This window comes from Gemmobacter nanjingensis (assembly GCF_014652195.1).
GTDB lineage: Bacteria > Pseudomonadota > Alphaproteobacteria > Rhodobacterales > Rhodobacteraceae > Gemmobacter > Gemmobacter caeni.
On sequence record NZ_BMYI01000001.1, the window covers coordinates 689,378 to 715,927 of the forward strand.

A 26,550-nucleotide genomic window follows, 5' to 3' on the forward strand; every position below is an offset into this window, starting at 1 on the left:
AGGCTGCGCTTTATCATTGACCGGCCGGTCGGTTTATGCAACATGAATTTTCGAGGGCCCCATGATTTCGGGGCAAGGGAGAGAGCGATGACCCAATCCGATACCGTTCTGGCCACACTGGCCGACGGCGTGCTGACGCTGACGCTGAACCGCCCCGACAAGCTGAACTCGTTCAACGAAGAGATGCACCTTGCGCTGCGCGCGGGTTTCCAGCGGGCGCATGACGATGCGGACGTCCGGGCCGTTCTGCTGACCGGCGCCGGGCGCGGCTTCTGCGCCGGGCAGGATCTGGGCAACCGCGATCCGCGCAAGGGCGGCCCCGCCCCCGATCTGGGCTATACGCTGGACACTTTCTACAACCCGAATCTCCGCCTGATCCGCAGCCTTGAAAAGCCGGTGATCTGCGCGGTGAACGGCGTCGCCGCCGGGGCTGGCGCCAATATCGCCTTCGCCTGCGACATCGTGCTGGCGGCGAAATCCGCGAAATTCATCCAGGCTTTCGCCAAGATCGGCCTCGTTCCCGATGCCGGCGGTACATGGAGCCTGACCCGCCTGCTGGGCGAGGCGCGCGCCAAGGCGCTGGCCCTGACAGCGGAACCGCTGATGGCGGAAAAGGCCGCCGACTGGGGCCTGATCTGGAAAGCGGTGGAGGACGCCGATCTGCTCGCCGAGGCGACCGCGCTGGCGCAATCGCTTGCCGCCGGGCCGACGCTGGGCCTTGGCATGACCAAGCGGCTGATACAGGCTGCGGGCAGCAACAGCCTTGACGAACAACTGGACATGGAGCGCGATTGCCAGCAAATCGCGGGCCGCAGCGCCGATTATGCCGAGGGCGTGACCGCCTTCCTCGAAAAGCGCAAGCCGGAGTTCAAGGGGGAATGAAGGACATGGCCGAAATGACCGCGCAGGACATCGCGCGCGCCTGCGCCGATGCGATGTGGAACAACGACAGCACCTCGCAGCGGCTTGGGATGGAATTGGAACACATCGCCCCCGGCGAGGCGACCCTTGCGATGACCGTGACCGACGCCATGTCGAACGGCCACGGCAATTGCCATGGCGGCTTCATCTTCACGCTGGGCGACAGCGCCTTTGCCTTCGCCTGCAACAGCCACAATCAGGTGGTGGTCGGCCAGCACTGCTCGATCACCTATATCGCCCCTGCCCGCATCGGCGACCGCCTTGTCGCCACTGCGACCGAGCTGTCACGTCAGGGCCGGTCCGGCATCTATGACATCCGCATCACCAACCAGCACGGCCAGCATATCGCGGAATTCCGCGGTCATTCGCGTGTCGTGAAGGGCAGCCATCTGCCGGTCGAAGCCTGACCGGACCCGCATTTCCAAGGGAGGACACCATGGAAGACCTGACGCCGCGCAAGCAGGATCTGGACCCGATCGAATACGCCTCGCGCGATGAAATCGAGGCGCTGCAATTCCACCGCATGAAGCGGTCGCTGAAACACGCCTATGAAAACTCGCCCTTCTACCGCAACCGCTTCATCGAGCACGACGTGCACCCCGAGGAGCTGAAGTCGCTGAAGGACCTGGCGAAGTTCCCCTTCACCACCAAGCAGGATCTGCGCGACACCTATCCCTTCGGCATGTTCGCCGTGCCACAGACGAAACTGGTGCGTATCCACGGCTCGTCCGGCACCACCGGCAAACCGACCGTGGTGGGCTATACCGCCGCCGATATCGACCATTGGGCGAACCTCATCGCGCGGTCCATCCGGGCTGCGGGGGGGCGTCCGGGCGACATCCTGCACAATGCCTATGGCTACGGGTTGTTCACCGGCGGTCTGGGCGCGCATTACGGCGCGGAACGGCTGGGCTGCACTGTGGTGCCGATCTCGGGCGGGATGACCGAACGGCAGGTCACGCTGATCAACGACTTCAAGCCGCGCATCATCATGGTGACGCCGAGCTACATGCTGTCGATCCTTGATGAGTTCCGCCGTCAGGGCCTCGACCCCCGCGAATCCTCGTTGAAGGTCGGCATCTTCGGGGCCGAACCCTGGACCAACGCCATGCGCGAGGAAATCGAACAGGCTTTCGACATGCACGCGGTCGACATCTATGGCCTGTCCGAGGTCATGGGGCCGGGCGTCGCGCAGGAATGCGTGGAAACCAAGGACGGGCTTCACATCTGGGAAGACCACTTCTACCCGGAAATCATCGACCCGGTGACGGGCGAGGTGCTGCCCGACGGCGAGATGGGCGAACTGGTATTCACCACGCTGACAAAGGAAGGCCTGCCGATGGTGCGTTACCGCACCCGCGACCTGACCCGCCTGCTGCCCGGCACTGCCCGCTCCATGCGCCGGATCGAAAAGATCACCGGCCGCAGCGACGACATGATCATCCTGCGCGGCGTCAACGTCTTCCCGACCCAGATCGAAGAGCAGATCCTGAAGTGCAAGGGCCTCGCCCCGCATTTCCAGATCGAACTCACCCGCTCGGGCCGGATGGACAACATGACCGTCCACGTTGAATGCACCCCCGACATGACAGCCGAGGACGCCCGCGCGAAGTCGGCCAAGGAACTGGCGCATCACATCAAGTCGGTCGTCGGCGTCTCGACCAAAATCGAGGTGCGCGATCCGAATGCGGTGGCCCGGTCGGAAGGCAAGGCCAAGCGCGTGATCGACAACCGTCCGAAGGAATGACGGCGAATTTCTGCGGCCGGGGTGACTCGGCCGCGACTTGCCGCTAAAGCAGAAACGGGGGCCCTGCCCCCTTTTTTCGGCCGAATGGCAGGAAAGCGAGAGAATGGCTCGGACCAGAGCGACAGATTTCGAAGAAAAGCAGCGCGGCATTCTGGAAAATGCCGCCGCCGTCTTTGCCGAACAGGGGATGGAGAAAGCCTCCATGTCCCAGATCGCCGCGCATGCGCAGGTGTCTAAGGCGCTGCTGTATCACTATTACCCCAGCAAGGATGCGCTGATCTTCGCGATCATCATGACGCATCTGGAGGGGCTGGAGACCGCCACGGAAGAGGCCGACGACCCCACCCTGCCCCCGGCCGACCGCCTGCGGCAACTGGTGGGGGCCGTGCTGGAAAACTATCGCGGTGCCGACAACCAGCACAAGGTGCAGCTCAATGCCGCCGCCGCCCTGTCGGACGACCAGAAGGCCGAGATCACCGGCGTCGAGCGCCGTATCGTCAAGCGCTTTTCCACCGTGCTGCGCCAGATCAACCCGGACCTCGACAGCAGTGACCGCCCGCTGCTGATGCCCGTCACCATGTCGCTGTTTGGCATGATGAACTGGGTCTACATGTGGTTCAAGGAAGGCGGCCGCATCAGCCGCGACGATTACGCCGACGTAGCGACGACACTGATCCTCGAAGGCATCAAGGCGGTGCGGTGAAGCACCGCCCTTCTGGGCATCACCTGACAATCATGGGTTTTCAATTGCCCTTCCAAGATGCGTGTGGCAATTTTCGCGCGCATTCCCTTGAAGGCTTTCAACCCATGCGACGCATCCTCCGCGCCACCGCGACCCTGGCGGCGATCCTTCTGTCGGTCGGCCCTGCCGCCGCAGCCCCGTCGGGCGCTGAGATCTGCAAAAAGATGATCAGGGAGGGCCGCGCGAATGGCATGGATCAGCGCAAGTGCCTCTGTGCCCACCGCCTTGCCGAAGCGACACTTGACGACGACATCACAGCTTTGCTTTTCGACTCCTGGTACAGGGGCGTCAACAACATGTCGGCGATCGAGCGTCTGCCGAACCAGAGCCGCGTCAAGAAGCAGATCGCGACCATGGCTCTGACGCTTGAGACCAGATGCAAGTGATGCCACCCGCCTGCCGTCGACGCCTGATCGTGACGGCACTCTCGCTTGTGGTACTGATCCCCTCCGGTGCGCTGGCAGAGGCTTCGGGCGCGTCCCTTACTCCGCTCTCGATATTCCGCGAATGTGATGCCTGTCCCGAAATGATCGTCATGCCGCCCGGCAGCTTTATAATGGGCGCAATACCGGGAGAATCCCGCGACCCGTTCTATTACGACAAGGCGAAAGACCAGTTCGGGCGCAGGAAACCGGGCGAGGTGAACATCCTGCCCGCCGAACATCCGCGCCACCGGGTCGAGATGGATGTTCCCTTCGCCATGGCGCGGAACGAAACCACCCATGCCGAGTGGATGGAATGTGTCGACGATGGCGGATGCAGCCGTGTTCCTGATCATCGGGTCGTCACGATCAACGGCTACATCCGCCTCGGGCCGCGGCATCCCGTCATCAATATCTCGTGGCAAGATGCGCAGACCTATGTGGACTGGCTGAACCGGAAGGTCGGACAGCCGGTCTACCGGCTGCCGACCGAGGCGGAATGGGAATATGCCGCCCGGGCGGGCACCGAGACACCCTTCGCACAGGGCGATGCGCTGACATCGGATCAGGCGAATTTCTCGCGGCTAGGAACCGAGAACATCCTTGGTCACCCGATGCCCGAGCTGCGCGATCCGAACGGCCCCGTCACCGTCGATGAACTGGACGCGGCAAACCGCTGGGGGCTGCGGCATATGTCCGGGAACGTCTTTGAATACACCTTGTCCTGCTGGACGCCGGAACATCTGGGCCTGTCCAGCGACAGCGCCTATCTGGCGCAGGCACGCGCAACCACCACCTGCCGCCGCGTGGAAAAAGGGGGCTCCTATCAGACTTCAATGGACAGCCTGCGCCCGGCACACCGCCGCTTTGGTTCTGAAGATTTCGCCATGCCGTCTTACGGGTTTCGCGTCATCCGGGAGTTGCGCGTGGAGGCGGGCGGAGGGTAGGCCCGCCCTACCCCTCGAACCCTGCCCGCGCCAGCACCAGCGGATCATATTCCGGTGCGGTGGTGCGGCGGCGGTCGGGTTCCGCTTCGGTCAGCGCCACTGCAGGGCGGAGCTTGTCGCGGGCCTCCAGCGCGAGGCGCTGATAGACGCCGGTGCCCTGCCGTTTCCAGGCGATTTCTTCAGGGCTGAGTTCCCGCACCACCTTGGCCGGCGAGCCGACAGCAAGGCTGTTGGGCGGGATCTGTGCGCCCGCCTTCACGAAGGCCATGGCGGCGATGATGGTGTTTTCGCCTACCACCGCCTCGTCCATCACCACGGCATTCATGCCGACCATGGCGTTCCTGCCGATTTGGCAGCCATGCAGCACCGCGCCATGGCCGATATGGCCGCTTTCCTCCACCACAACATCCTTGCCGGGGAAGGAATGCACCACGCAGGTTTCTTGCACGTTGCATCCACGCTCCAGCACGATGCGGCCGAAATCGCCGCGCAGCACGGCGCCGGGGCCGACATAGACCGCCGGGCCGATGATCACATCGCCGATGACCACCGCCTCGGGATGGACAAAGGCCATGGGGTCGATCACCGGCACCACGCCGTCATAGGCGTAGACGCGGCTCATGCGGCGGGCCAGTTTTTCGCGACCATGGTCAGCACGTCATATTGCGCCACCACCGCGCCGTTCTGGTTGGTCACCTGGCAATCCCAGCGCACCTCGCCATGTTCGGCATTGGCACGCGGGTTGATCTCCTTGCAGGTCAGCCGCACTTGCAGCGTGTCGCCGAAATAGACCGGGGTCAGGAAACGCAGGTTATCGACGCCGTAATTGGCCAGAACCGGGCCGGGGTTCGGTTCCACGAACAGCCCCGCCGCGAAACTCGCGATCAGATAGCCATGCGCCACGCGGTCGTCAAAGAACGGGTTTGCCTTGGCGGCGGCCTCGTCCATATGGGCATAGAAGGTATCGCCGGTGAAATGGGCGAAATGCTCCACATCCTCCAGCGTCACCTCGCGTTTCGCGGTGACGAGCTGGTCGCCGATTTTCAACTCAGCCAGCGATTTGCGGAAAGGATGGATGTCATGGGTGACCGGCGCGCCTTCGATCCAGCGGCCCGTCACCGCCGACAGAAGGCGCGGGCTGCCCTGCACGGCGGTGCGCTGCATGTAATGCTTGACGCCGCGAATGCCGCCCATTTCCTCGCCACCGCCAGCGCGGCCGGGGCCACCATGGACCAGCGGCGCGAGCGGCGAGCCATGCCCGGTGGAGGTTTTCGCCGATGCGCGGTTGCCGATCATCACGCGGCCATGGAACGGGGCAAGAGCCAGCACCACCTCCTCGGCCACTTTCGGATCATCGGTAAAGACCGAGGAGACCAGCGAGCCCTTGCCCATCGCGGCCAGCTCCGCCGCCTCGGCCGGGTCGTCATAGGGCATGACGGTGGAAACGGGCCCGAAGGCCTCCACATCATGCACCGCCGTGGCAGTGAAGGGGCGGTCGCAATACATCAGAACCGGGTTCAGGAAGGCGCCCTGCGTCGCATCGCCCGAGGCGACGCGCACATCGTCGGGGTTTCCAGCCACGATCTCGGCATCGGCTTGCAGGTCGCGGATGCGGGCGCGGACCTCGTCGCGCTGATCGAGGCTCGCCAGTGCGCCCATGCGGGTGGCCTCATCCCCCGGCAGACCCGGCAGGGTCTTGCCCAGCCGGTCCCGCAGCGCCTCCACCAAGGCCTGAACATGGGCGCGGGGGGCGATGACGCGGCGGATGGCGGTGCATTTCTGCCCGGCCTTCGCCGTCATCTCGCGCGCAACTTCCTTGACGAACAGGTCAAATTCCGGCGTGCCCGGCCCGGCATCGGGACCAAGAATCGAGGCGTTCAGGCTGTCGGCCTCCATAGTGAAGCGGACCGAGTTTTCGACAATCCCCTTGTGCGATTTCAACTTGCGCCCGGTCCAGGCCGAGCCGGTGAAGGTGACGGCGTCCTGCCCCGTCACATGATCCAGGAGATCGCCGACCGAGCCGCAGATGAGTTGCAGCGCGCCGTCGGGCAGGATGCCGGTTTCGACGATGCGGCGCACCATCAACTCGGTCAGATAGGCGGTCTGGCTGGCGGGTTTCACGATGCAGGGCACACCGGCCAGCAGCGTGGGCGCGATCTTTTCCAGCATCCCCCAGATGGGGAAGTTGAAGGCGTTGATATGCACCGCGACGCCGGTCAGCGGCGATAGGATATGCTGCGCGACAAAGCTGCCATCCTTGGACAGCACCTCCACCTCGCCATCGGTCAGCACGCGGGTATTGGGCAATTCGCGGCGGCCTTTCGACGCGAAGGTCAGCATCGTGCCGATACCACCTTCGATGTCGATCCAGCCATCAGCGCGGGTGGCGCCGGTGCGGAAGCTCTCGGTATAGAACTCCTCCTTCCATTCCATCAGCTTCAGGCCCAGCGCCTTGAGCATCCCGGCGCGGTCGTGGAAGGACATGGCCCGCAGGCGCGGGCCGGCCACGCGGCGGCCGTAATCCAGCGCGCCGGCGAAATCGAGCCCGGTGGAATCGATCATCGCCACCGGCGCCCCGGTGGCGGCATCGAGCAGCGTCTGCCCCTCGGCCTGCCCGGCCATCCAGTGGCCACAGAGATAGCTTTCAAGACGGCGCGGCGCGGCGGTCATGGCGTTTCCTTCAGATTTGTCGTTCATCAACGGGCGCGGCCCTGTTCCACCGCGCCCGCAGGTAGCGTGTCAGAGGCCCAGCGGGGCCAGCTTCTCGGCCACCAGCGCCTCCCAGCGGGACAGCAGGGCCTCGTTCGGGCTATGGCGCAGGCCGAATTTGCGCAGCGTATCATAGCGGCCGGAACCTGCGACGCCGAAGGTTGCGGCGACACGCGGGCGCCAATAGGCGATGGCGGCCTTGGCGTCAGAACGGCCCGCATCCGCTGCGGCGATACGCTCCAGCCCCTCCAGCCCCAGCTCAGTGTGACGCGCCTCGCGCGGGGCGATCTCGCGGAAGACCTCGGCCAGCGGCGCGTAAGAGACGCGGGTCAGTTCGGTCATCTGCACGCCGGTAGCAAGGCCCATCAGCACGTTCATCGCCACCGCATCCGCCCAGCCGGTGATCGGGTAATGGAACACCGACAGGCGCATGTCGCCCGCCTGCCGCGCCGCGCCCAGATCGGCGTCGCGACCCACACGGGCGGCCCAGTCATGCTGGCCCTGATAGCGTTTGGTATCGGTGCCGAAGCTGCCCATCACGTCCAGCACGCGCTCCGCATGATCGGCCTTTTCCAGCGTGATCCGGCTGGCACTGATGCGTTCCTTGATACCGGGGGCGAAGTTGATCGAGGCGGCAAAGCCCGCCGACCCGGCCAGCTCGCTGTCGACGAACGACCCCATCAGCCGCATCAGCTCGCCCCGATACCGTGCGGGAACGTTGCCCGGCGCGGTCAGAACACCGCCCTGCGCCAGATAGTCTTCGATATTCATCGTGTCGGACATTTCAGACCTCATTCGTCATAGGTCACGACCACACGGTCGCTGAGCGGGATCGCCTGGCAGGACAGCACATAGCCCGCGCGGACCTCGTAATCTTCAAGCGCGTGGTTCACGGCCATTTCCACCTCGCCCTCCAGCACCTTGCAGCGGCAGGTCGAACAGACGCCGGCCTTGCAGGAATAGGGGGCGTCCATCTGGGCGGCGATGGCGGCATCGAGGATCGACTGGCCCCCGCGCGGCATCTCGAAGCTGCGGGTCGCGCCGTCCAGCGTGACGGTCGCCTGCGTACCGCTGCCCGGCGTCACCGCGACCTTGGAAACGGCCTTGGCACGCGCCCGGCCCGGCTGGCCGCTGGCGAACAGTTCAAACTTGATCTGGCTGTCGCTCAGCCCATGGTCGCGCAAGCTGGCGGCGATAGCCAGCATCATCGGCTCAGGGCCGCAGATGAAGGCGATATCCACCGATTTCGCGTCGATCCAGTGCTCGAACAGCGCTTTCATCTTCTCGCCATCCACCCGGCCGGTGAACAGGTCGATGTCCTGCGCCTCGGCTTCCAACACATGCAGAACCGAGAGGCGGCCAAGATAGAGGTTCTTCAGATCCTCAAGCTCTTCGCGGAACATGATCGTGCTGATCTGGCGGTTGGCATAGACCAGCGTGAACCGGCTGGCAGGTTCGCGCGCCAGTACGGTCTTGATGATCGACAGAAGCGGCGTGATGCCCGAACCACCTGCAAAGCCAAGGTAGTGTTTCGCCGCCTCGGGTTCGAGCGCAGTAAAGAACTTGCCCATCGGCGGCATGGCCTCAAGCTCGTCGCCAGGGGCGAGGTTCTCGTTCGCCCATGTGCTGAAGGCGCCGCCATCGACGCGCTTGATGCCGACGCGCAGCACGCCCTCATCCTTGCCGGCGCAGATGGAATAGCTGCGGCGCAGTTCCTCGCCGTCGAAATCGCGGCGGAAGGTCAGATACTGGCCTTGGGTAAAGTCGAACAGCGCGCGGTCCTCGTCGCGCGGGGCGAGGGTCACCACCACGGCGTCGCGCGTCTCGCGGCGGACCTCGGTGACCTTCAGGGAGTGGAAGCGTGCCATGATGGGCTCCTGCCTATTGGGTCGGGCGCATCGTCAGATGCATTTGAAATAGTCGAAGGGTTCCAGACAGTCGTTGCAGACATAGCTGGCCTTGCAGGGGGTCGAGCCGAACTGGCTGACCTTGCGGGTCTGGGTGGAGCCGCAGCGCGGGCAGGCGATGGTCAGGTTCGACGTGCCCGAAAGCCGCGCGATCCGCCCCGCCAGACGCCCGTCGGCGGCGGTGCCGTCGATCGGGGGGGCGATGCCATAGGCGCGCAGTTTCTCGCGCCCCTCGGCTGTGATCCAGTCGGTTGTCCAGGGCGGCGACAACTGCCGCTCCAGCCGCAGATCGGTGATGCCCCGGTCGCGCAGCGCCTTTTCGATGTCGAGGTTGATGACCCCGGTCGCCGGACAGCCCGAATAGGTGGGCGTCACCGTGACGACCAGCGTCTCCCCCTGCCAGACCACATCGCGGATGATGCCCAGATCGGTCAGGCTGATCACGGGGATCTCCGGGTCCGGCACTTCCGACAGCCAGCCCCGGATTTCCGCGACACTCGGGCGTTCCTCCCCCCCCTGCATCGCGCTTACCAGGTCGCGCCGGGATAGGCGCGTTGCAGGAACTGCATTTCGGCCAGGATATAGCCAAGGTGTTCGGAATGAACCCCTTTGCGGCCGCCCTTATGCTGATAGGTCTCGCCCGGATGGGTCAGCGTGGCTTCAGCCAGCACTTGCGAAACCGTCGCATCCCATGCCGCCTTCAGGCTGGGCGGGGCCGGGGCGATCCCGGCGGCGACCACGGCCTCGTCCGAGGCATCGGCCATGAACAGCTCCCCCGTATAGGGGTAAAGCGTATCCAGCGCCTTCTGCATCCGCGCGCGGCTTTCCTCGGTGCCGTCCCCCAGACGGATCACCAGATCGGCGGAGCGTTCCAGATGATAGGCCACTTCCTTCACCGCCTTGGCGGCGATCTCCGCCACGCGGGCGTCGGAGGATTTCTCCAAGGCGCGCAGCAATTCGATATGCCAGGCGTCGAACAGGAACTGCCGCATCAGCGTATTGCCGAAATCGCCGTTCGGACGTTCGACCAGCAGCACGTTGCGGAAGGCCGCCGCGTCACGCAGATAGGCAAGCTGATCGGCAGTGCGGCCCTTGCCCTCCACCTCGGCCGCGAGGCCAAGCCAGAACTGCGTCTGCCCGATCAGGTCAAGCGCCTGATTGGCCAGCGCGATGTCTTCCTCCAGAACCGGCGAATGCCCGCACCATTCCGAAACCCGGTGGCCAAGGATCAGGCAATTGTCGCCGATCCGGCACAGCCATTCGAAGAAGGCGGCCTGATTGACTGCGCTGCCCATCACATATGCCCCACTTCCGGCGGAATGTCGAAGAAGGTCGGATGACGATAGACCTTGGAATTCGACGGCTCGAACAGCGGCCCCTTGTCCGAGGGGCTGGAGGCCGTGATGTCATTCGACTTCACAACCCAGATCGAGACGCCTTCATTGCGGCGGGTATAGACGTCGCGCGCATTGCGGATCGCCATTTCGGCATCCGGCGCATGCAGGCTGCCGACGTGACGATGGTTGAGGCCGTGCTGGCCACGGATGAAAACTTCCCAAAGGGGCCATTCGCTGGACATGGGTTCCTCCCGGTGATGGGTGTCTGGCTTGGGGGGCAGGCGCCCCCCTTTTCGATGTTTATTCGGCGGCCATGCGCGCGGCGGCGCGGCGGGCATCGGCCTTCTTCGCATGCGCCATCAGCCCGTCGCGGAACCACGCGCCATCCTCCCAGGCGGTCACGCGGGCCTCCAGGCGTTCGGTATTGCAGGGGCCGTTCCCGGCGATGACCGCGAAGAACTCGCTCCAGTCCGGTTCGCTGAAATCCCAGCCGCCCTTTTCCTCGTTCCATTTCAGCCCCTCGTCAGGGACAGTCAGGCCAAGGTAATGCGCCTGCGGTACGGTCTGATCGACGAACTTCTGGCGCAGTTCATCGTTGGTGTTGATCTTGATCTTCCACGCCATCGACTGCGCCGAATGGACCGAATCCTTGTCCGACGGGCCGAACATCATCAGCGCCGGATACCAGAAACGGTTGAGCGCATCCTGCGCCATTTCCTTCTGTTCCGGGGTGCCGGCGGCCATCTTCATCATGATGTCGTAGCCCTGCCGTTGGTGGAAGCTTTCCTCCTTGCAGATGCGGATCATCGCGCGGCTGTAGGGGCCGTACGAGGTGCGTTGCAGCGGCACCTGGTTCATGATCGCCGCGCCATCGACCAGCCAGCCCACCGCGCCGATGTCGGCCCAGTTCAGCGTCGGATAGTTGAAGATCGAGGAGTATTTCATCTTCCCGGCATGCAGCGCGTCCAGCAGTTCGTCGCGGCTGACGCCCAGCGTTTCGGCGGCGCTGTAGAGGTAAAGGCCGTGCCCCGCCTCGTCCTGGACCTTGGCCAGCAGGATCGCCTTGCGTTCCAGCGTGGGCGCGCGGGTGATCCAGTTGCCCTCCGGCAACTGGCCGACGATCTCGGAATGCGCGTGCTGACCGATCTGGCGGATCAGCGTCTTGCGATAGCCTTCCGGCATCCATTCCTTCGGCTCGATCTTCTCGCCCCGGTCAATGCGTTCCTGAAACGCGATTTCCTCGGGCGTCATGTCCTCGCGGGATTTCATCCCCTCGGATTTCACCATCTGTGCATACATGGGCCGGTCCCTCCCTGTTCAGACGCGTTCGATAATGATGGCGATGCCCTGACCCACCCCGATGCACATGGTGCAAAGCGCATAGCGCCCGCCGGTGCGGTGAAGCTGATACATCGCGGTCGTCACCAGCCGCGCGCCCGACATGCCCAGCGGATGCCCCAGCGCGATGGCCCCGCCATTGGGGTTCACATGCGCCGCATCGTCCGGCAGGCCAAGGTCACGCAGCGTCGCCAGTGCCTGACTGGCGAAAGCCTCGTTCAATTCTATCACATCCATCTGGTCGATGGTCAGCCCCGCGCGGGCCAGCACCTTTTTCGCCGCGGGCGCCGGGCCGATGCCCATAATGCGCGGCTCAACCCCCGCCGCCGCCATTGCGACGATGCGGGCCTTGGGCGTCAGGCCCTGCGCGCGCGCCGCCTGTTCCGACAGGATCGCCAGCGCCGCCGCGCCGTCATTCACGCCCGAGGCATTGCCAGCGGTGACGCTCAGATCCGGGCCGTTCACGCCCTTGAGCTTTGCCAGCGACTCGGCCGTGGTGCCGGGGCGCGGGTGTTCGTCGGTGGCAACGATGATCGGGTCACCCTTGCGCTGGGGAATGGTGACCGGCACGATTTCATCGGCGAAGATCCCGGCCTCTTGCGCGGCGGCCCAACGGGCCTGCGACCGGGCGGCGAAGGCATCCTGATCGGCGCGGCTGACAGCGAAATCGGCGGCCACGTTATCGGCGGTCTGCGGCATGCTGTCCACACCGAACAGCTTTTTCATCAAGGGGTTGACGAAGCGCCAGCCGATCGTCGTGTCATAGACCGCATTCGAGCGCGAAAAGGCGCTTTCGGCCTTGGGCATCACGAAGGGCGCGCGGCTCATGCTTTCGACGCCGCCGGCCAGCACGAAATCGCAATCGCCCGCCTTGATGGCGCGGGCGGCCATGCCGACCGCATCCATGCCCGATCCACAAAGACGGTTCACCGTGGTGCCCGGGACGCCGATGGGCATACCCGCCAGCAACACCGCCATGCGGCCCACATTGCGATTGTCCTCGCCCGCCTGATTGGCGCAGCCATAGATCAGGTCATCGACCGCCGACCAATCCACACCGGGGTTCCGCTCCATCAACGCTTTCAGGGGCAGCGCGGCAAGGTCATCGGCCCGCACCGAGGCCAGCGCCCCGCCATATCGCCCGATGGGCGTGCGTACCGCGTCGCAGATGAAGGCTTCCGTCATGGGCCTGTTCCCCCTCGCATGTATCGGATGAGGCTGGTGCGTCTCCCAATTCACCAACCGATCGGTCAACGTATAGCGCGAAAACATCACACTGTTAAGCGATTTATTGTATTCCTCGTGATGTTTTGATTGGCAGCCTGCCGTCGGCCGGGAAACGGCGCTTTGACAAGGGTTTGGCGGGATCAGTCCTCGGACAATGCCAGCAGGCGCGCCTGCGTTTCGGCGGTTCGGGCAGGCAAAAGGCCTGCGCCGCCCTCGAAGCGGGTGCCGATATACGAATCGGCGGCGGGCGACAGCGTGCGATAAAGCTGTGCAAACAGGGTCCGCGCCGCCTCGCCGGGCCAGTCGTCAGGCAAAGCGGCCTCGGGCAGACGCGGATCGCGCAGCAAAGCGCCTCGATAGGCATGAACCAACAGCAGCCGCGCCACCAGCGCCGTCTCTGCTGAAACCGGCAGGCCGGAGGCAAGCCGGTCCCCCAGCGGCGAGAATTGCGCGATCATGGCGCGATAGGCGGTCGCATGACGGTCCAGCGGCCACAGTCCGGCGACATATTCGGGCAAAAGCGCGATCCCCGTCAGAGGCTCGCTGCGAAAGCACAATCCCGGCGCGGCAAAACCCGGATGATCGGGTCGCAACCACAGATCCCCCGCCATGCGTGCCAGCGCGCCGCGCCGCGCCGCCTCCTCCGTCAGACCCGGCGCATGATGAATCTGCCAGCCGGTCGCGCGGGCGGGCTTGCCATAAAGCAGACGCGCCGCCGCCGAAAATTCCTGTCGGGCATTCTCGGCCAGCCGGTAGAAACTGCGCCGCCCTTCCCGCTCGCCTGCCAGTTGCCCGGCGGCCACCAGCCGCGACACCGCCGTGCGCACCAGCGTTTCACTGAAGCCCAGCGCGGCGCCGATCTCGATGAGGGTGCCCATCCACAGCACCCCCCCGCGCGGCACTACCACATCACCATAGATCGTGACGATCATCGCGGGCGCCCGCAGCGCCAGCCCGTCCCGCAGGGTCGTGATGAGTGTTTCGGCCATAGCCTGCCCGCCTGAAATGGCCTGAGAAACTGGCGATCCCGGTAGGGCGTCGCAAACCGTGCAATATCATACGGTTGCGCTGTAAACCACCTGATTTTGCAACTGAGATGAATCAACGACTTAGATGCGGCTGCTGTAAACGGTCAGCGCCAAAGAAAAGGCCCGCCAGCAGTGAGACTGACGGGCCTGTGTGGTGCCGGTGTTCCTCAACCGTCAGGCTGGGTAATGGCCGGTTTCGCGTCACCCATGGCATCTAGGGGTCTTTCACCCACTCTGCCAGCGCGGCCCGAGAATCTACGACCATGGGCTATCGGAGCAGCGTCCCCATGGAAGGCAGCAGAAAGACAGCCACCGCTTCTGCGTCATCGCGTATCACCCCACGCGCAGGGTTAGGTAGAGCACGGGCCGGGCGCAACTCCGGCTATTTGACGATCTTAAAGGCTTTCATCGGCAGCCACTGCCGCGTGTTCTGCTTTCCACGCCGCCGCGCTCTGGAGGATACATCTGCCGCGACTTGCTGAGACGGTCACGCGGCGGGCCTTGGCATAAACCGTCGTCCTTTTGATGCACCCGCCAGAAAGCGGTGCCGGCCTTTCCCGGCTGTCAGGTCGGCAGGGATCGGCCACGACCATCGTTGGCGCACTGCTCCCCTACTGAGTGGGCCGTAGCCCTGATACCGCCATTTCTGGCCATCGTGCATGTTGAGCGCGGCCCCATGATTAACGACCTTTGGGTGCCGAGGAACGGTCAGGCTCGACCGCGCTCTGGTGGATTGCCAGCAATCCGCTAATCTTGCCTATTTGGCCCGTGGGCTTTTCGCAGCAAGCAAGGCAACCCGCCAGAAAGCGGTGACGCCACCATATCACCGCAGCGGGGGCTTGTGAATCCCCCACCACCTGAAGCCACGCCGCAGGGGCCAGCGGCTGCGCATCACGTCGCGCCGCCCGACGCCTTCGCCCTGCGCGATGCCCACCACGTCCCGACATAGCCCAGCAGGCCAGCACCAGCCTGCCAAGCGGCCGCAAGTGTAAACTGGATCGTCAACGTATCTGTAGCCTTGTCGAACTGCACGAACTCCGCCGCGCCAGTGCCGCCCAGCCAAGCAAAGAAGGGGTAAAGGATCACCATGCGGATGAAGAGGAAAAAATCCATTGATCAGGCTCCGTTGATATAGGCCACACAGGCCTTGTGAATGCCCTGCACCAGGGCGGCATAGTGACGGTCGGCGGCGGCACAGTCGGTCGGGTTGCTGCCAAAATACGGCTCCAGCAGCACCGCAGGCGTGCGCCCCGCATGAAGGCTCAGGCCGCCTCGATCATTGCGCGCGCGGACGATGATGCCGCGATCCCGCAACCCGAGCGCCTGCACCATGGCGGGCTGGATCAGACCGGCCAGACGCCGCGAACCCTTGGACCCACTGGTCAGGGTTTCGGCACCGCTGGCGCTGGTCGGCCCACCGTTGAAATGCAATTCCACCGATGCCGCCGCGCCCTTGGCGTCGACAGCGGCATAGGTCTCGCGTATCTCTGCGCTGTAGGGCCGACCGGCAGGGCGCCGGAAAACCTCATACATCCCCGGCGCGCAGGCGCTGATCGCGGCGGCCAGATCCCCGCACCAGTCATATTCGGTGCGCCCGTCAGTCTGACGGACAGCACCCTGCGACCGGGCGTTATGCCCGACCACCAAGGCGACCTTGGTCATTTCGTTGCTCCATGAAAAAGCCCGCGCGAGGCGGGCAGGGTTACGGTCGCGGTTGCAGCTTTTCCAACTGCGCCTCGATACGACTGATGCCGATCTGGATGCTGCGCAGGTCGCTGGACTGACTGGCCTGCGCAATTTCGACAGCACGGATGCGCGCCTCGCGCGCCTCGGCCGCGCGCTGCATCGCCAGCACGTCGGCAGACAGACGTTCTTGCTGGGCTGACAATGTGGCGTAGCCCATGATGCAGGCGGCCAGCACCGTCACGATGCTGATGACATGCCCGAGGCTGATCTTATTGTCGAACTGGACGGGCAATGGCGCCTCCTGGGCAAGAAAAAGCCCGCCGAAGCGGGGTGTTGGAATTGCGCGCGGATGATGCTGCTATTATTCAGAGATATTTGTCACGCGACGCCATACATCGCCTTGAGACGCGCCTCGATGCGCTGCATGGATGTCAGCCCTGACCCAGCATTGCCAGCCGCGTGCATGATTGCGACCGCGCCAATCTGGCCAATATACGTCCGCTCGATTGCAGCGCCGATGTCGCCCGCCGAGCCGATCCGCAGCTGCCGATACCCCGCGCGCTCGGCAGTCGGCGCGGACTGAGTGACAGCCGTGACCGCGACCTGCACACCATTGCGCCGCAGCACATACTGATTGCCAGCAAGATCAAAGATGCCAGACAGGATCACCCACGCGTCTGTTGCATCGTTGCTCGTGCTAACAGCCGCCCCAACAAGACCGCGACCCGCGAAAAACCCGCGATTTTCCGAAATCGATCCGAGGCCGATGCCGATGCCAGCCCAGTCGTTTTGGTTGACAGAGGTCGAGTCCGGGAAGCGCGTCATCGTCCCGGCAATGGCGCCCGGATAGATGTCGTCGCCGACAGCGCTGGCAGGCGTCTTGCACGCGACGACGATGCTGTATGGGTTTGCGATCCCCATCGCATCATCTTGCGGCGGGAAAAGCAGAGCGTCGAGCGGACAGGCCAGCGCGCCGTTGTGCGTATCGCTGAGCGATCCGCCAGACAGCCCGGCATTTGCGCCGGACCCAAATTTAAGCGCGCCGTAGCCGGACCCGCCGTCCGCGACATAGGTCGGCTGATATCCGGCCTCGGCAGGCGTCATGCGCACCCCGGTCTTGAGACCGCGCCACGCGAACGGCTGATCGGTCCCCGCCGCGATGCCGCTGATCGACGCCTTGCCGGGGTGAAAATACTCTGCAACCAGCGGATCGGCGCAGATCTGGGCGTCAACGCCAACGACGGCGGCGGGCTTGCGCTCATCGTCGGTAGATGTCGGGATGCGGGTGATAAGTGCGGTCATGATATGGTCCTCAGATAGATGCGGCGTTGCCGATGCGGGATTGCAGAGTTGCGATGTTTACCTGGTGCGTGCTTTTCAGGTTGCCCTCGACCATCAGCGCGGCAGCCTCGCCCGCTGCCTCGCCGACCATCGCCTCGGACGGCTCCATGCGCAGCGACATCCACGCGACATGCGTGCAGCCGATGCAGACAGACGCCAGCAGGTTGGGGACGTGCCCGGCCGCTGTGTGATCCGTGCGCAGCGATGTGTACGGGATGTCATAGACATCAACATCGTGATCCGGCGGCGTCGGTCCCTCGAATACAAACCGCCCCGGCGTTGCTGCGTCCTCGTAAATCCGCGTTGCGTGGGCATCCAGAAAATACGACCAGCGCGACACTTGCGAGGATTTAGTGCTGGTACGGCCAGCACCGGAATGCCACGTCTCCCACCCAGCCGGGATCGACGAAGATGCGTTGTCGTAGAGGTCTGCTTGCGTCATGACATAGGCCGCATCCAGCCGCAGCGCCTCTCGGACATAGACCCACTCGGGCCACTCTGCGCCATGATCGGACGCCGGATAGAGCGACGGCGCCATGCCCCAGGTCTGCGCGTCTGCCATCAGTGCTTGCGTGCTGGGGGTGTCAAAATCTGACACGATGTCGTTTGCGAGGTAGTAATATAGCCCCTGCTGCCAGCGGTGCTGCGCATCGACAATCGCGCGGCGCGTGGCCCAGTTGCCAGAGGCGTAGCGCGACCCAGCGTCACCGATCTCGTTGGAGACGATGGCGCCTGTCCCGTTGTTGGTCTGTCGCGCGGAGACGCCGTCGCGGAGGATGACAGTGCCCTGATACGCCAGAGCAGCGGCAGGGTCGGCAAAGCTGTTGGTCATCAGCTTTGTGTAGCCAGCCAGAGCCGCGCCCTCGCCAGCGATCAGATAGTCGGCCTTGTTGTAACCGGCAGGCTTGGCGAAAGGCACGCGGCTGGCGTGCTGCGTCAGGATCGAGCGGACGGAGAGCGTCTGCACCCGATCATCTGCATCACCAGCCGACAGACCAGCGACCGACGATGACGCCTCCACCAGCGCGCCGTCTGCCGGGGTCGTAAACCCGCTGCGAGAGATTGCGCCATGACCGATGGGTTTAAACCCCGCAAAAGGTTCGCCGGTCTCGCCTTGCCCCTCACGACCGATGCGGTATGGCGCACCGCTCGCGCGGATCAAATCGCCCTCATAGCTGGCATCGATGCATACCTTGCAGCGCAACCACCCGACCGCGGATCGGATCGCGGTGATCGCACCGGATGCGGACTTGCGCAGGTCGCCCTCCTCGAAAATTGGCGACGACTGGACGATCAGGTCAATCTCGCGCGTCCAGAGCTTGATCGCCGCTTGATAGGCGCGCGGGTCGTAGATCTGCATCATCTGCGTCGCGCTGTGCAGATAAGACCGCGCCGCAACAGGGTCGTCATACCACGCCTGCAACTGGCCAAAAAATTGCCGCGTCAAGCCCTGCACGATGCCCCAGTTTGCCTGCGTCCCCGGAAAATCTGTCACGACCAGCCCGCCGCAGAGGATCGCGCCACCCAGACGCGGCCACGGGTCGACAATCGCAACGCGCAGCCCGCGCCGCTTGGCCCGCACCGCCGCCATGATGCCGGATAGCGTGCCACCGTAAACGACAAGATCAAATGACTGATCCGCGCGACCATCATCGACCATGAGATTGTCGTCCGATGCCGTAAGACCGCGACCGTCGCGCGCCGCTACGATCACACGACCGTCGGCGTCGAGACTGATCGCATCGACAGCGCCCTCGCGCTCGATCCACACATCACGGTGATCTGCACCCGATACGACTGCATCCGAGACGATTGCAGCCACAGCGCGCCCGTCAGCGTCGATCTGCGCCACAGATGCGATACCTGCGCCCTCGATCCATGCAGTCGTGTCAGTCTCAATCTCGCCGGACGTGAGCACCGGCTCAAGCCCGCCGGTAGTCTGGCTGGTGGCATGCGCGCTCGTCACCGTCGCCGCAAATGTGGCGCGGCTGTCAAGATCAATCTCGGCCCGGTCAACGATCCCAATACCCTCAACCCAAACGTCACTCTGCGCGTCGATATGCGACAGATTGGACCGCTCCACCCCCGTCATGATCTTGGCGTCAGCAGTCTCCGCCAGCACTGACACGGCGTCGCCCGGCTGGACGGCGGTATCGGCCAGAGCGCCCTGCGCCGCCGTAGCCTTGCCATCCAGCGCGGCTTGCGTCGCGGTAGAGATCGGTTTTGCAAGGTCGCTGGTATTGTCAACCAGACCGAGGCCGACCTGTGCCGCCGTTACGGCATGCGGATTGTCAGCCCGCGCGGCATGCGCGGCAAGATCAGCATCAACTGCGGCGATGTCAGCGTTGGAGGTCACGATGTCCGTCACGTCCTCCCACGACAGCGCCTCGATATCCGTCGTCGCGCCATTGCCATGGATGCGGATCGCGGGCGTCATGTATCGAGATGTCGCAGGCGGCGCATAGGCTGTCACGCCAGCAGGCGGCGTGCCACGGCAGACATATGCGGAGATTTCCACGCGGCCATCTGCCACGGCAAGCGCGATGGCCGGTGCGATAGCGACATATGATACGGCTGATTTCGCGGCGCTAAGATTGCGACCCAGCAACTCGACACCGTGCCCGAGCGGGTCAGCCGGATTGACGACGCGCCGCACGACAGCGCGGACCAGATATACCCGGTTTGGCTCCATCGCATGTGCTGCGCGCGGCGCAAAGTCGCCATACCCCAAGCCGCCGTCAATATCAGTCCCGGTGATGCGCAGGACAGCGCCGTCAGCATTGGCCGTGACCGTGCCGACTGCGACCGGCGCGCGATCCTCCGGCGCTCCGGTCGTCGTCTGCGACCACAGATCGATATTTTCGCCGGGTCGATATGCCTCGACCACATCAGCCTTGTCGCGCGCGTCGGCCTCTGCGGAAATCGCTGCGGTCATCGCGCCCGGCTGGACGGCACTGTCGGCTTTTGCCCCCTGCGCCGCCGTAGCCTTGCCATCCAGCGCGGCTTGCAATCCAGTCACCGTGCTGATGGCTTGCGACCCGGTATGCGTGGCCCGGTCGCGCAGGGCGGCATCTGTCGCATTGGCGGTGGCGGCAGGCGCGACACCAGCAAGCTTGGTGCGCTCCACCCCCGTCATGATCTTGGCGTCAGCAGTCTCTGCCAGCACTGACACGGCGTCGCCTGGTTGCACCGCGCTGTCAGCCAGATCGCCCTGTGCAGCCGTAGCATATGCGCTCGCGGCAGTGGTGGCGGCAGTCCCAAGCCCAAGCGCCGTGCGCTGCGCTGCGGCGTCTGTAGCCGTCAGCAGGGTCCGGCCAGCCGCCGTGCTGTCGCTGATCTGAGATGCGGTATGCGTGTGGACCGTCGTGGCCTTGCCATCAAGCGCGGCTTGCAGGCCAGTCACGGTGCTGATGGCCTGCGATCCGGTATGCGTGGTGCGGTCGCGCAGGTCGGCGTCGGTGTCGTTGGCGGTGGCTGCTGGCGCGATACCTGCGAGCTTGGCGCGCTCATCGCCGGTCATGATCTTTGCTGTCGCGGTCTCGGCCAGATCAGACACGGCGTCTCCGGGCTGGACTGCACTGTCAGCAGTGGCCCCCTGCGCTGCGGTGGCATATGCGCTGGCGGCAGTGGTCGCGGCGGTCCCGAGGCCAAGCACGGTGCGCGCCTCTGCCGCCGTCATGTCCTGCGGCGCGCCAGTACCGGCGCCAGCCTTGCGGCCTTTGATTCTGGCCTCAGCCATGTCGGACAGCTTGCCATTGGTCACAACCCCGGCGTCGATATCTGCCGACCCGACAGTCGTCTTTGCTGCCAGCGCGCCCAGACCATTGATGTCGCTCGCAGAAATCGCATTCTGGACCCGCAGGCGCGGAGAGGCCCCGGTGGCCTGCACCCGCATCCGGTAGACTGCACCAGTCCGTAGGTCGCCAGCGTCCAGCGCGCTGCCGTCGCGCCGCCTGACGATATACGTCACGCCGCCGATGGTCGCCGTCGGGTCTGGAGCCGTGTTGTTCGCCGGCCAGAGCAGGTCGATATACTGGCCGACGATCATCGAGATATGCCCTTGCTCGGTCGGCACATCTGCGGTCACAGCGTCTCCGGTGCCCGCGACATTGGTCATGCGGATCGTATCTCCGAGAGAGTCGGCCGCCTCAGCAGCGTCAAGCGCCTCGGTCAGCCCCGGAACGTCCGCGATGCGCGTCAGGCTGAGCAGGCGGATCACCGTGCCGGAGTGGATGCGCGCGACATACGAAGTAGCCCGAAGATCACCTGCTGCAAGGTTAGTGCCATCGGAAGCGCGCAGCGTGTAGACGGTAGAGTCGATGGTGAGCGACGGACCAACGCCAGTGTTAGCCCCCGGCCACGCAAATTGGATCAGCTGCCCCGCACTCAGTGTCAGAGCGGCCTGCGCCGCGACGACCCCATAAACCGCGTCCTGCCCGTCGCCGGACACATAGGCCAGCCGCACCTGATCACCAGCAGAAGCCAGATCGAGCAGGGCAGTATCGGCGGCAGCGCGGGCGCCAGCTTCGGTCGAGATGGCATTGGCAAGGGCCGTCGTTTCGCCGTTGATTGCGTCCTCATGATCCTCCACGGACGCAGCCTGAGACGGCCCGCTCCCGGTGATGGGCAGGGTATAGGTCATTGATGCACCTCAGATAGTTTTAGGGGGTGCCGACGATGCGGCGGATGCTGTGCTGCGACAGAGTGGGCCAAAATCCCGGCGACACGGCTCGATCTGCAAGCGTCGCGGTCGTGCCGTCTCCATAGGTCACGGCCAAGTCCATCGTGGTGGTGATGCCGCGCATCTCTGGGTCATCCGCCGCGCGCGTGGCCGTGTCGCCTGCGGTCGGGATGTAGCTGGACACGCCGTCAGTCTCTAACTGTGCGCCCCACAGGTGCACTGACCCAGAGCCCGTCCCGGTGTATGGCGTCGCGCCCCCGCTCAGGAGGTAAGCCAACCCGGCCGCCTCCGTCGCACTGGCAGCCGCCTGCCCGATGATCCAGCACCGATACCAGCCTGAGCCAAGTGCCACTAGATCGGCGTCAAGTAGGCTGGCACCCGCTGAAATCAGCGTCCCGGATGACAGATCAAATTTCGCCTGCCATGTCGCGGGCGACGGGAATACTGCGCCGCCGCCGCCGAATTGCATCATGATTTGAGACAACGTACCGGCTTTGGCGTAGACCGACATTGCATAAACTTGGCCTGCCGACCATGCCACTCCCGCCCTAAATAGCGCGTGCGTTCCGGTTGTCGCGTCATCTGTCAGCGTATCGGCCGTCGTAGTGCCGTCTGGCGCGGCGACAGTATTTGCTGAGACGCTGGCTCGCGATTTGCTCCAATATGCGTTGTCCAGCGCCTCCGACCGCTGGAAAGTATTGGTCGCCGCAGGCTCGACAAGCAGGCACCGGCTGCCGGTTAGATAATCAAACCGCGCCACATCTGCGGCCGCCGTCTGGATCACGCCCAAGGCATCAACATAAGTCGCCGTGCTGGCGCGCGTCAGGCCGAATGCCGTGGCCTGCGCAACGGCGGTGCGGTCAATCTCATAGAGCGCATCCTCGAAATCCGCCCGATATCTCGGCACCCCGGTGGTGACGACGATTGCCGTCTCTGTAACCCAGTCCGATGTGCGGCCCTCCGACATGGCGCGCACGCGGATTTCATAGGTGCGAGTGTCAGAAACATAGTCGAGATAGGCAAACACCCGGTCATCGGCATTGCGCACATCCGCGTCAATCATGCCGCCGTCGGTCCAGTCACCGCCAGTCACGCGCCACTGCCACTCATAGGCCATGACGCCAGATGAGGGGGACGGCGCGAACTCGAACAGCACGCGGGCCACATAGCCGCCCCACGTCTCCACCACCACATCGGCCCCGGACGTCGTGAGGATGTCACCCGGCGGGGCCAGCGTCAGGCTGGCGTCGATATCGACCGCGACCGCATAATCCTGCTCATCCGTCTCCGGGTTCCAGGCATAGACCGATGACGCAATGCCAGATGCCTCAAACGGTAGCCTAAAGGCTACACCGTCGCCCGCGTCCAAGAAATGCGCGGGGTGAATGCGCGTGATCTGATAGACCCCATTGCGCGGGTCGGTGGCGCGCGGCAGGTCCATGGTGATGTTGGCCCCTGCCACCAAATCGAGGTGGCGCGGGAACAGGATACCACCGATGCGCTTTTGCTGGCCCCGCATCCGCGCCTCGATCTGCGCGAGACGGTTGGCCTGCCGCGCATAGGGCACAAGCGATAGCTCCAGATCCTCCACACGATCATCGCCACCATCCCAGCCCCCGCCGCCCGGAACCTCGATAGGCGTCAGTGTCGTATCCTCCCAAGCTGCCCCCGGCTCGGGATAGATCGCCCGGATCGCGCGCGGCATGTCCCGGCCCCGCGAAATCGCCGTGAAAGATACCGGCGCCTCGTCCAGCACGTCGGTAATATCGGCAGACGGCGCCAGATACTCGCCCGGCTGATAGCCGATCATGCCGCCGATCTGGACCAGCCCACCACCGCCCGCAACCTCCAGCGGGCGCAGAAGCTGGTAAAGCTCGGATTGAGGGTTCCAGACCACCACGCCGCCGACGCGATACCGTGGGTCCGATTCAAGCCCGCCCTTGCGCTGCACCAGTTCGTCGGCCACCTCGACCTGCCGGTTGATGCTGGCCATGTGGATCAGGCTCGTGGGCAGCTTGGCAATCGGATTGGTGCGCAGCGCATCCAGAATGCACAGGCCCTGATTGTCCGACCACTCCCACGTCGCCGGATCGTCCGCATCCTGCGCGACGTCTGCCGGGTTCCAGACCAGCGACCACTTGCCGGTGACGTGCACCTGCGGGCGGCCCTGCGGCCAGCGCTCGCCAGCCGATTTCGCAGAACCTTTCTTGAGCCTCAACCACAGGACCGTGCGGCCAGCCCATGCATCGGTCGGCCAGAATTTCGCGGCGTCCGTCGATCCTGCGTCGCCCCACTCCGACATGATCAGGTCAGGCGGCGCGGTCTGGTCGCCCAGCCCCAGCCATGCAGTAACATAGCCGTCGAATGGGTCATTGATCGCGGTCGCCCCGGTCGAGAAATCCAGCATGTCCCCGCTGAACTCGACCAGGCGGTTATCGAACTCGATTGCCGACACGCTGTCGGACCGGCGCGAATTGAGGATGATGCAGGCATACAGGATGCCATCATTGACCACCCAGCCCGGCGCCCATGATCCGACGATCCGCGCCTCGCCATAGGCGGTGCGATAGACCGGCAGGCTGCGCGTCACCTCCAGCTCGCGCGATTGGTCGCCCATGCTGGGCCGTTTTGCCAGCGCCCGCGACACGGTGGACAGCAGGACAGACATGCCGATCTGCGCGATGCCGGTGGCGATACCCGCCTCTACTCCAGCAGCTACCAGCCAGCCAGCTACGGTTTCGACCATATCCGCCCCACGTCCCGCAAAATCTGATACCCGCCCTCGCAGCGGCCAGCCCACCAGCCCGGCTGATCCAGCCCGACCACCAGCGCCGGGCCGGTCGGCATGACCGCCGTTGCCAGCGCACCGGGCTGCCAGCCGCAGCGCGCCAGCCCTGCCCGCTCGGCCAGATCATCGGCCAGCGCCTCAAACCCGCCCGCCCGTGCAATGATCAGTGCCGCTCCTATCGCCGTGCTGTAGCGCCCCCGCAGCGGCGCCATTGGATCAACGCCGTGTAGCCTATGGAATACATCGCAGGCAGCCGGGCAGCAGTCCGACACGCCCATGACAATCGGCCCGCGCATCACCGCGAGGACGTGATCAATCACCACTTCGGCAGCGCCGTGGTCGTGCGGGCCAGTGCTGCAGTCAGCCACCGGCCAGCGGTATCGCCGGGATACTCAGCCGCCTGATCCGCCTCGCTGTGATAGGCGGCAGGTCGCAGGCGCTGCGAGGCGCGCGACACCACCGGCAGCGTGATCGTGCTGCGGACCTCCTGCCCCTCATAGCCCTCGGTCGATACCATGCCATCCACATAGCCGGACCATGCCAGCACCGGGCCAGACACCAGCGTCGTTCCGTTGCGCACCGTCGTCAGCCCGAAATAGATCAGCACCTCAGACCCGCGCGGATCGACCGACAGCAGATCGTCAATCACCTCGGGCAGGCCGCCCAGTGTCAGCGCGCCGTCATCCGAGGCAATGCCGGTCATTTCGCCGGGCAGCGTCACGCCGCCCATGCTGCCCACCCCGGTCCAGTCGTGACCGCCCCATGTGATCGTGCCGAAATTGCTGTGCGCACGCTGCGCCCCGCCCGGCCAGTCCACATACACCAGCATCACCGGGTGCATGGGGCCATCCAGCGCGGCCAGCATGCCAGAGGGAACACCGCGCGACATCACCATGGATCGACCTCCGTTGCACCGGCATATTCGTCAGGCAGCACCTCGCGCAGATCGACGGTGAGCGCCCAGTTGTCGGCCACAGGCTGCGTGCCGCGCGGCGCTCCCAGCACCTCGAAAACCACGCTTTCCATATCCTGCAAGCTGATCACCCCGGCAGGCAGGGCGCTGGTCAGCTTGATCGTCACCTCCCCATCGGCATCGCTAATCGCCAGCGTCACAGCCCGCGCCGTCTCGCTGTTTGCCCCGGCTGGATAGGACCGGATCACATCGTCAGGCCGGGCCACGATAGTATTGGGCGGCAGGCCAGTCAGCGTGATCGTCGGATAGCCGTCGGCGCTGGTGCCGGTCGTGGCAATGCGCACCGGGCCGGTAAACCAGCGCAGTGGATCGCCGCCGGAAGTCCATGACAGATCCGGGTCGGTCGGGGTTGTCCACGTCAGCGGCGCGGTATAGCCACCGCCCCGCGCCTTCGACCGCGCCTGATCCATCCACCAGTTATCGCCGCACACCGACATGCGGATCAGATCCACCCCGCCGTCAATCTCGCGCCAGAGCTGCGCCATGAACCCCGCCCCGGCCCGAGACTCGCGCGCGATCTCACGCGCCTGCGCTTCAAGCGCCCGCACAAGCGCGCTGGTGATCGGCGTTCCCGCAGCCCGTGCATCCGCAATCAGGTTGGTCTTGATCCGCGACACGTCCGCGCTGCGGGAAAGCGCCGATACCGACAGGCTTGTGACGCGGCGCGCTGGCCCGGCAGACGACACCGCGCGGGCACCAGAGAAAAGGCCCTGCGACCGCGCCACGGGCCGCTCGACCACGGGCGCGCGGGACATG

At 64.8% G+C, this 26,550-nt stretch carries 25 protein-coding genes; 6 read left to right on the top strand and 19 right to left on the bottom strand.

The window, feature by feature from the left end; all coding sequences use genetic code 11:
* Window positions 1-87: 87 nt before the first annotated feature.
* The 6 genes from paaG to IE126_RS03550 all read left to right on the top strand — a co-directional run bounded on the left by paaG (window position 88) and on the right by IE126_RS03550 (window position 4,779).
* Window positions 88-882, top strand: a complete 795-nt coding sequence (paaG, locus tag IE126_RS03525; RefSeq protein WP_189380168.1) for a 2-(1,2-epoxy-1,2-dihydrophenyl)acetyl-CoA isomerase PaaG — start codon at window positions 88-90, stop codon at window positions 880-882.
* 14 nt (window positions 883-896) lie between these two features.
* Entirely contained in the window at window positions 897-1,328 is a 432-nt protein-coding gene (paaI, locus tag IE126_RS03530; protein ID WP_199750646.1) for a hydroxyphenylacetyl-CoA thioesterase PaaI, read from the top strand.
* 29 nt (window positions 1,329-1,357) lie between these two features.
* A complete protein-coding gene (gene paaK / locus IE126_RS03535; RefSeq protein ID WP_054302353.1) occupies window positions 1,358-2,668 on the top strand; it encodes a phenylacetate--CoA ligase PaaK in 1,311 nt (436 codons plus the stop codon).
* Window positions 2,669-2,771: 103 nt separating this feature from the next.
* Window positions 2,772-3,371, top strand: a complete 600-nt coding sequence (locus tag IE126_RS03540) for a TetR/AcrR family transcriptional regulator (protein ID WP_108128179.1) — start codon at window positions 2,772-2,774, stop codon at window positions 3,369-3,371.
* Window positions 3,368-3,796: a hypothetical protein gene (locus IE126_RS03545; RefSeq protein ID WP_229825200.1), complete on the top strand. Its 429-nt coding sequence runs from the start codon at window positions 3,368-3,370 to the stop codon at window positions 3,794-3,796. Before IE126_RS03540 ends, IE126_RS03545 begins: the two co-directional genes overlap by 4 nt.
* Window positions 3,796-4,779 carry a formylglycine-generating enzyme family protein gene (locus IE126_RS03550; RefSeq protein ID WP_189380169.1) on the top strand — a complete coding sequence of 328 codons (984 nt, stop codon included), beginning with the start codon at window positions 3,796-3,798 and terminating at the stop codon, window positions 4,777-4,779. The genes IE126_RS03545 and IE126_RS03550 overlap by 1 nt, the downstream gene beginning before the upstream one ends.
* Window positions 4,780-4,786: 7 nt before the next feature.
* Here the strand turns inward: IE126_RS03550 and IE126_RS03555 are convergent, their stop codons facing one another.
* From IE126_RS03555 to IE126_RS03645, 19 genes are all read right to left on the bottom strand, one after another.
* Window positions 4,787-5,401: an acyltransferase gene (locus tag IE126_RS03555; RefSeq protein ID WP_108128176.1), complete on the bottom strand. Its 615-nt coding sequence runs from the start codon at window positions 5,399-5,401 to the stop codon at window positions 4,787-4,789.
* Complete coding sequence (paaZ, locus tag IE126_RS03560; protein ID WP_189380170.1) at window positions 5,398-7,449, bottom strand: phenylacetic acid degradation bifunctional protein PaaZ; 2,052 nt, start codon at window positions 7,447-7,449, stop codon at window positions 5,398-5,400. The genes IE126_RS03555 and paaZ overlap by 4 nt, the downstream gene beginning before the upstream one ends.
* Window positions 7,450-7,518: 69 nt before the next feature.
* A complete protein-coding gene (locus IE126_RS03565) occupies window positions 7,519-8,271 on the bottom strand; it encodes a Phenylacetic acid catabolic protein (protein WP_054302359.1) in 753 nt (250 codons plus the stop codon).
* A gap of 8 nt (window positions 8,272-8,279) precedes the next feature.
* A complete protein-coding gene (gene paaE / locus IE126_RS03570; RefSeq protein WP_189380171.1) occupies window positions 8,280-9,356 on the bottom strand; it encodes a 1,2-phenylacetyl-CoA epoxidase subunit PaaE in 1,077 nt (358 codons plus the stop codon).
* A 33-nt stretch (window positions 9,357-9,389) separates the two neighbouring features.
* A complete protein-coding gene (paaD, locus tag IE126_RS03575) occupies window positions 9,390-9,917 on the bottom strand; it encodes a 1,2-phenylacetyl-CoA epoxidase subunit PaaD (RefSeq protein WP_189380172.1) in 528 nt (175 codons plus the stop codon).
* Window positions 9,918-9,922: 5 nt separating this feature from the next.
* A complete protein-coding gene (paaC, locus tag IE126_RS03580) occupies window positions 9,923-10,690 on the bottom strand; it encodes a 1,2-phenylacetyl-CoA epoxidase subunit PaaC (protein WP_189380173.1) in 768 nt (255 codons plus the stop codon).
* Window positions 10,690-10,974 (bottom strand): 1,2-phenylacetyl-CoA epoxidase subunit PaaB, encoded by a 285-nt coding sequence (gene paaB / locus IE126_RS03585; protein WP_054302363.1) that lies wholly within the window; start codon window positions 10,972-10,974, stop codon window positions 10,690-10,692. Before paaB ends, paaC begins: the two co-directional genes overlap by 1 nt.
* Window positions 10,975-11,032: 58 nt before the next feature.
* Window positions 11,033-12,031 (bottom strand): 1,2-phenylacetyl-CoA epoxidase subunit PaaA, encoded by a 999-nt coding sequence (gene paaA / locus IE126_RS03590; RefSeq protein WP_054302364.1) that lies wholly within the window; start codon window positions 12,029-12,031, stop codon window positions 11,033-11,035.
* Window positions 12,032-12,049: 18 nt separating this feature from the next.
* On the bottom strand, window positions 12,050-13,255 hold the full coding sequence (pcaF, locus tag IE126_RS03595; RefSeq protein ID WP_189380174.1) for a 3-oxoadipyl-CoA thiolase: 1,206 nt from the start codon (window positions 13,253-13,255) through the stop codon (window positions 12,050-12,052).
* Between the two features lie 182 nt (window positions 13,256-13,437).
* Window positions 13,438-14,286, bottom strand: coding sequence for a PaaX family transcriptional regulator C-terminal domain-containing protein (locus tag IE126_RS03600; protein ID WP_054302366.1), 849 nt, complete (start codon window positions 14,284-14,286; stop codon window positions 13,438-13,440).
* Between the two features lie 930 nt (window positions 14,287-15,216).
* A complete protein-coding gene (locus IE126_RS03605) occupies window positions 15,217-15,438 on the bottom strand; it encodes a hypothetical protein (RefSeq protein WP_189380175.1) in 222 nt (73 codons plus the stop codon).
* Window positions 15,439-15,441: 3 nt separating this feature from the next.
* Entirely contained in the window at window positions 15,442-15,987 is a 546-nt protein-coding gene (locus tag IE126_RS03610) for an N-acetylmuramoyl-L-alanine amidase (RefSeq protein ID WP_189380176.1), read from the bottom strand.
* Between the two features lie 40 nt (window positions 15,988-16,027).
* Complete coding sequence (locus IE126_RS03615; RefSeq protein ID WP_189380177.1) at window positions 16,028-16,303, bottom strand: hypothetical protein; 276 nt, start codon at window positions 16,301-16,303, stop codon at window positions 16,028-16,030.
* A gap of 86 nt (window positions 16,304-16,389) precedes the next feature.
* The gene (locus IE126_RS03620) at window positions 16,390-17,313 is read right to left on the bottom strand and encodes a hypothetical protein (protein WP_189380178.1); all 924 of its coding nucleotides are present in this window, start codon (window positions 17,311-17,313) and stop codon (window positions 16,390-16,392) included.
* A 10-nt stretch (window positions 17,314-17,323) separates the two neighbouring features.
* A complete protein-coding gene (locus tag IE126_RS03625) occupies window positions 17,324-21,994 on the bottom strand; it encodes an FAD-dependent oxidoreductase (RefSeq protein ID WP_189380179.1) in 4,671 nt (1,556 codons plus the stop codon).
* Between the two features lie 19 nt (window positions 21,995-22,013).
* A complete protein-coding gene (locus IE126_RS03630) occupies window positions 22,014-24,779 on the bottom strand; it encodes a phage head spike fiber domain-containing protein (RefSeq protein WP_189380180.1) in 2,766 nt (921 codons plus the stop codon).
* Window positions 24,764-25,189 (bottom strand): DUF6950 family protein, encoded by a 426-nt coding sequence (locus tag IE126_RS03635; protein ID WP_189380181.1) that lies wholly within the window; start codon window positions 25,187-25,189, stop codon window positions 24,764-24,766. The genes IE126_RS03630 and IE126_RS03635 overlap by 16 nt, the downstream gene beginning before the upstream one ends.
* On the bottom strand, window positions 25,138-25,716 hold the full coding sequence (locus IE126_RS03640; protein ID WP_189380182.1) for a hypothetical protein: 579 nt from the start codon (window positions 25,714-25,716) through the stop codon (window positions 25,138-25,140). The genes IE126_RS03635 and IE126_RS03640 overlap by 52 nt, the downstream gene beginning before the upstream one ends.
* Window positions 25,710-26,549 (bottom strand): YbbR-like domain-containing protein, encoded by an 840-nt coding sequence (locus IE126_RS03645; RefSeq protein WP_189380183.1) that lies wholly within the window; start codon window positions 26,547-26,549, stop codon window positions 25,710-25,712. Before IE126_RS03645 ends, IE126_RS03640 begins: the two co-directional genes overlap by 7 nt.
* Window position 26,550 lies beyond the last annotated feature (1 nt).

Coding starts and splice junctions, on each gene's coding strand:
- paaG (WP_189380168.1), top strand. CDS start 88: ATGACCCAATCCGATACCGTTCTGGCCACACTGGCCGACGGCGTGCTG.
- paaI (WP_199750646.1), top strand. CDS start 897: ATGACCGCGCAGGACATCGCGCGCGCCTGCGCCGATGCGATGTGGAAC.
- paaK (WP_054302353.1), top strand. CDS start 1,358: ATGGAAGACCTGACGCCGCGCAAGCAGGATCTGGACCCGATCGAATAC.
- IE126_RS03540 (WP_108128179.1), top strand. CDS start 2,772: ATGGCTCGGACCAGAGCGACAGATTTCGAAGAAAAGCAGCGCGGCATT.
- IE126_RS03550 (WP_189380169.1), top strand. CDS start 3,796: ATGCCACCCGCCTGCCGTCGACGCCTGATCGTGACGGCACTCTCGCTT.
- IE126_RS03555 (WP_108128176.1), bottom strand. CDS start 5,401: ATGAGCCGCGTCTACGCCTATGACGGCGTGGTGCCGGTGATCGACCCC.
- paaZ (WP_189380170.1), bottom strand. CDS start 7,449: ATGACCGCCGCGCCGCGCCGTCTTGAAAGCTATCTCTGTGGCCACTGG.
- IE126_RS03565 (WP_054302359.1), bottom strand. CDS start 8,271: ATGTCCGACACGATGAATATCGAAGACTATCTGGCGCAGGGCGGTGTT.
- paaE (WP_189380171.1), bottom strand. CDS start 9,356: ATGGCACGCTTCCACTCCCTGAAGGTCACCGAGGTCCGCCGCGAGACG.
- paaD (WP_189380172.1), bottom strand. CDS start 9,917: ATGCAGGGGGGGGAGGAACGCCCGAGTGTCGCGGAAATCCGGGGCTGG.
- paaC (WP_189380173.1), bottom strand. CDS start 10,690: ATGGGCAGCGCAGTCAATCAGGCCGCCTTCTTCGAATGGCTGTGCCGG.
- paaB (WP_054302363.1), bottom strand. CDS start 10,974: ATGTCCAGCGAATGGCCCCTTTGGGAAGTTTTCATCCGTGGCCAGCAC.
- paaA (WP_054302364.1), bottom strand. CDS start 12,031: ATGTATGCACAGATGGTGAAATCCGAGGGGATGAAATCCCGCGAGGAC.
- pcaF (WP_189380174.1), bottom strand. CDS start 13,255: ATGACGGAAGCCTTCATCTGCGACGCGGTACGCACGCCCATCGGGCGA.
- IE126_RS03600 (WP_054302366.1), bottom strand. CDS start 14,286: ATGGCCGAAACACTCATCACGACCCTGCGGGACGGGCTGGCGCTGCGG.
- IE126_RS03605 (WP_189380175.1), bottom strand. CDS start 15,438: ATGGATTTTTTCCTCTTCATCCGCATGGTGATCCTTTACCCCTTCTTT.
- IE126_RS03610 (WP_189380176.1), bottom strand. CDS start 15,987: ATGACCAAGGTCGCCTTGGTGGTCGGGCATAACGCCCGGTCGCAGGGT.
- IE126_RS03620 (WP_189380178.1), bottom strand. CDS start 17,313: ATGACCGCACTTATCACCCGCATCCCGACATCTACCGACGATGAGCGC.
- IE126_RS03625 (WP_189380179.1), bottom strand. CDS start 21,994: ATGACCTATACCCTGCCCATCACCGGGAGCGGGCCGTCTCAGGCTGCG.
- IE126_RS03630 (WP_189380180.1), bottom strand. CDS start 24,779: ATGGTCGAAACCGTAGCTGGCTGGCTGGTAGCTGCTGGAGTAGAGGCG.
- IE126_RS03640 (WP_189380182.1), bottom strand. CDS start 25,716: ATGGTGATGTCGCGCGGTGTTCCCTCTGGCATGCTGGCCGCGCTGGAT.
- IE126_RS03645 (WP_189380183.1), bottom strand. CDS start 26,549: ATGTCCCGCGCGCCCGTGGTCGAGCGGCCCGTGGCGCGGTCGCAGGGC.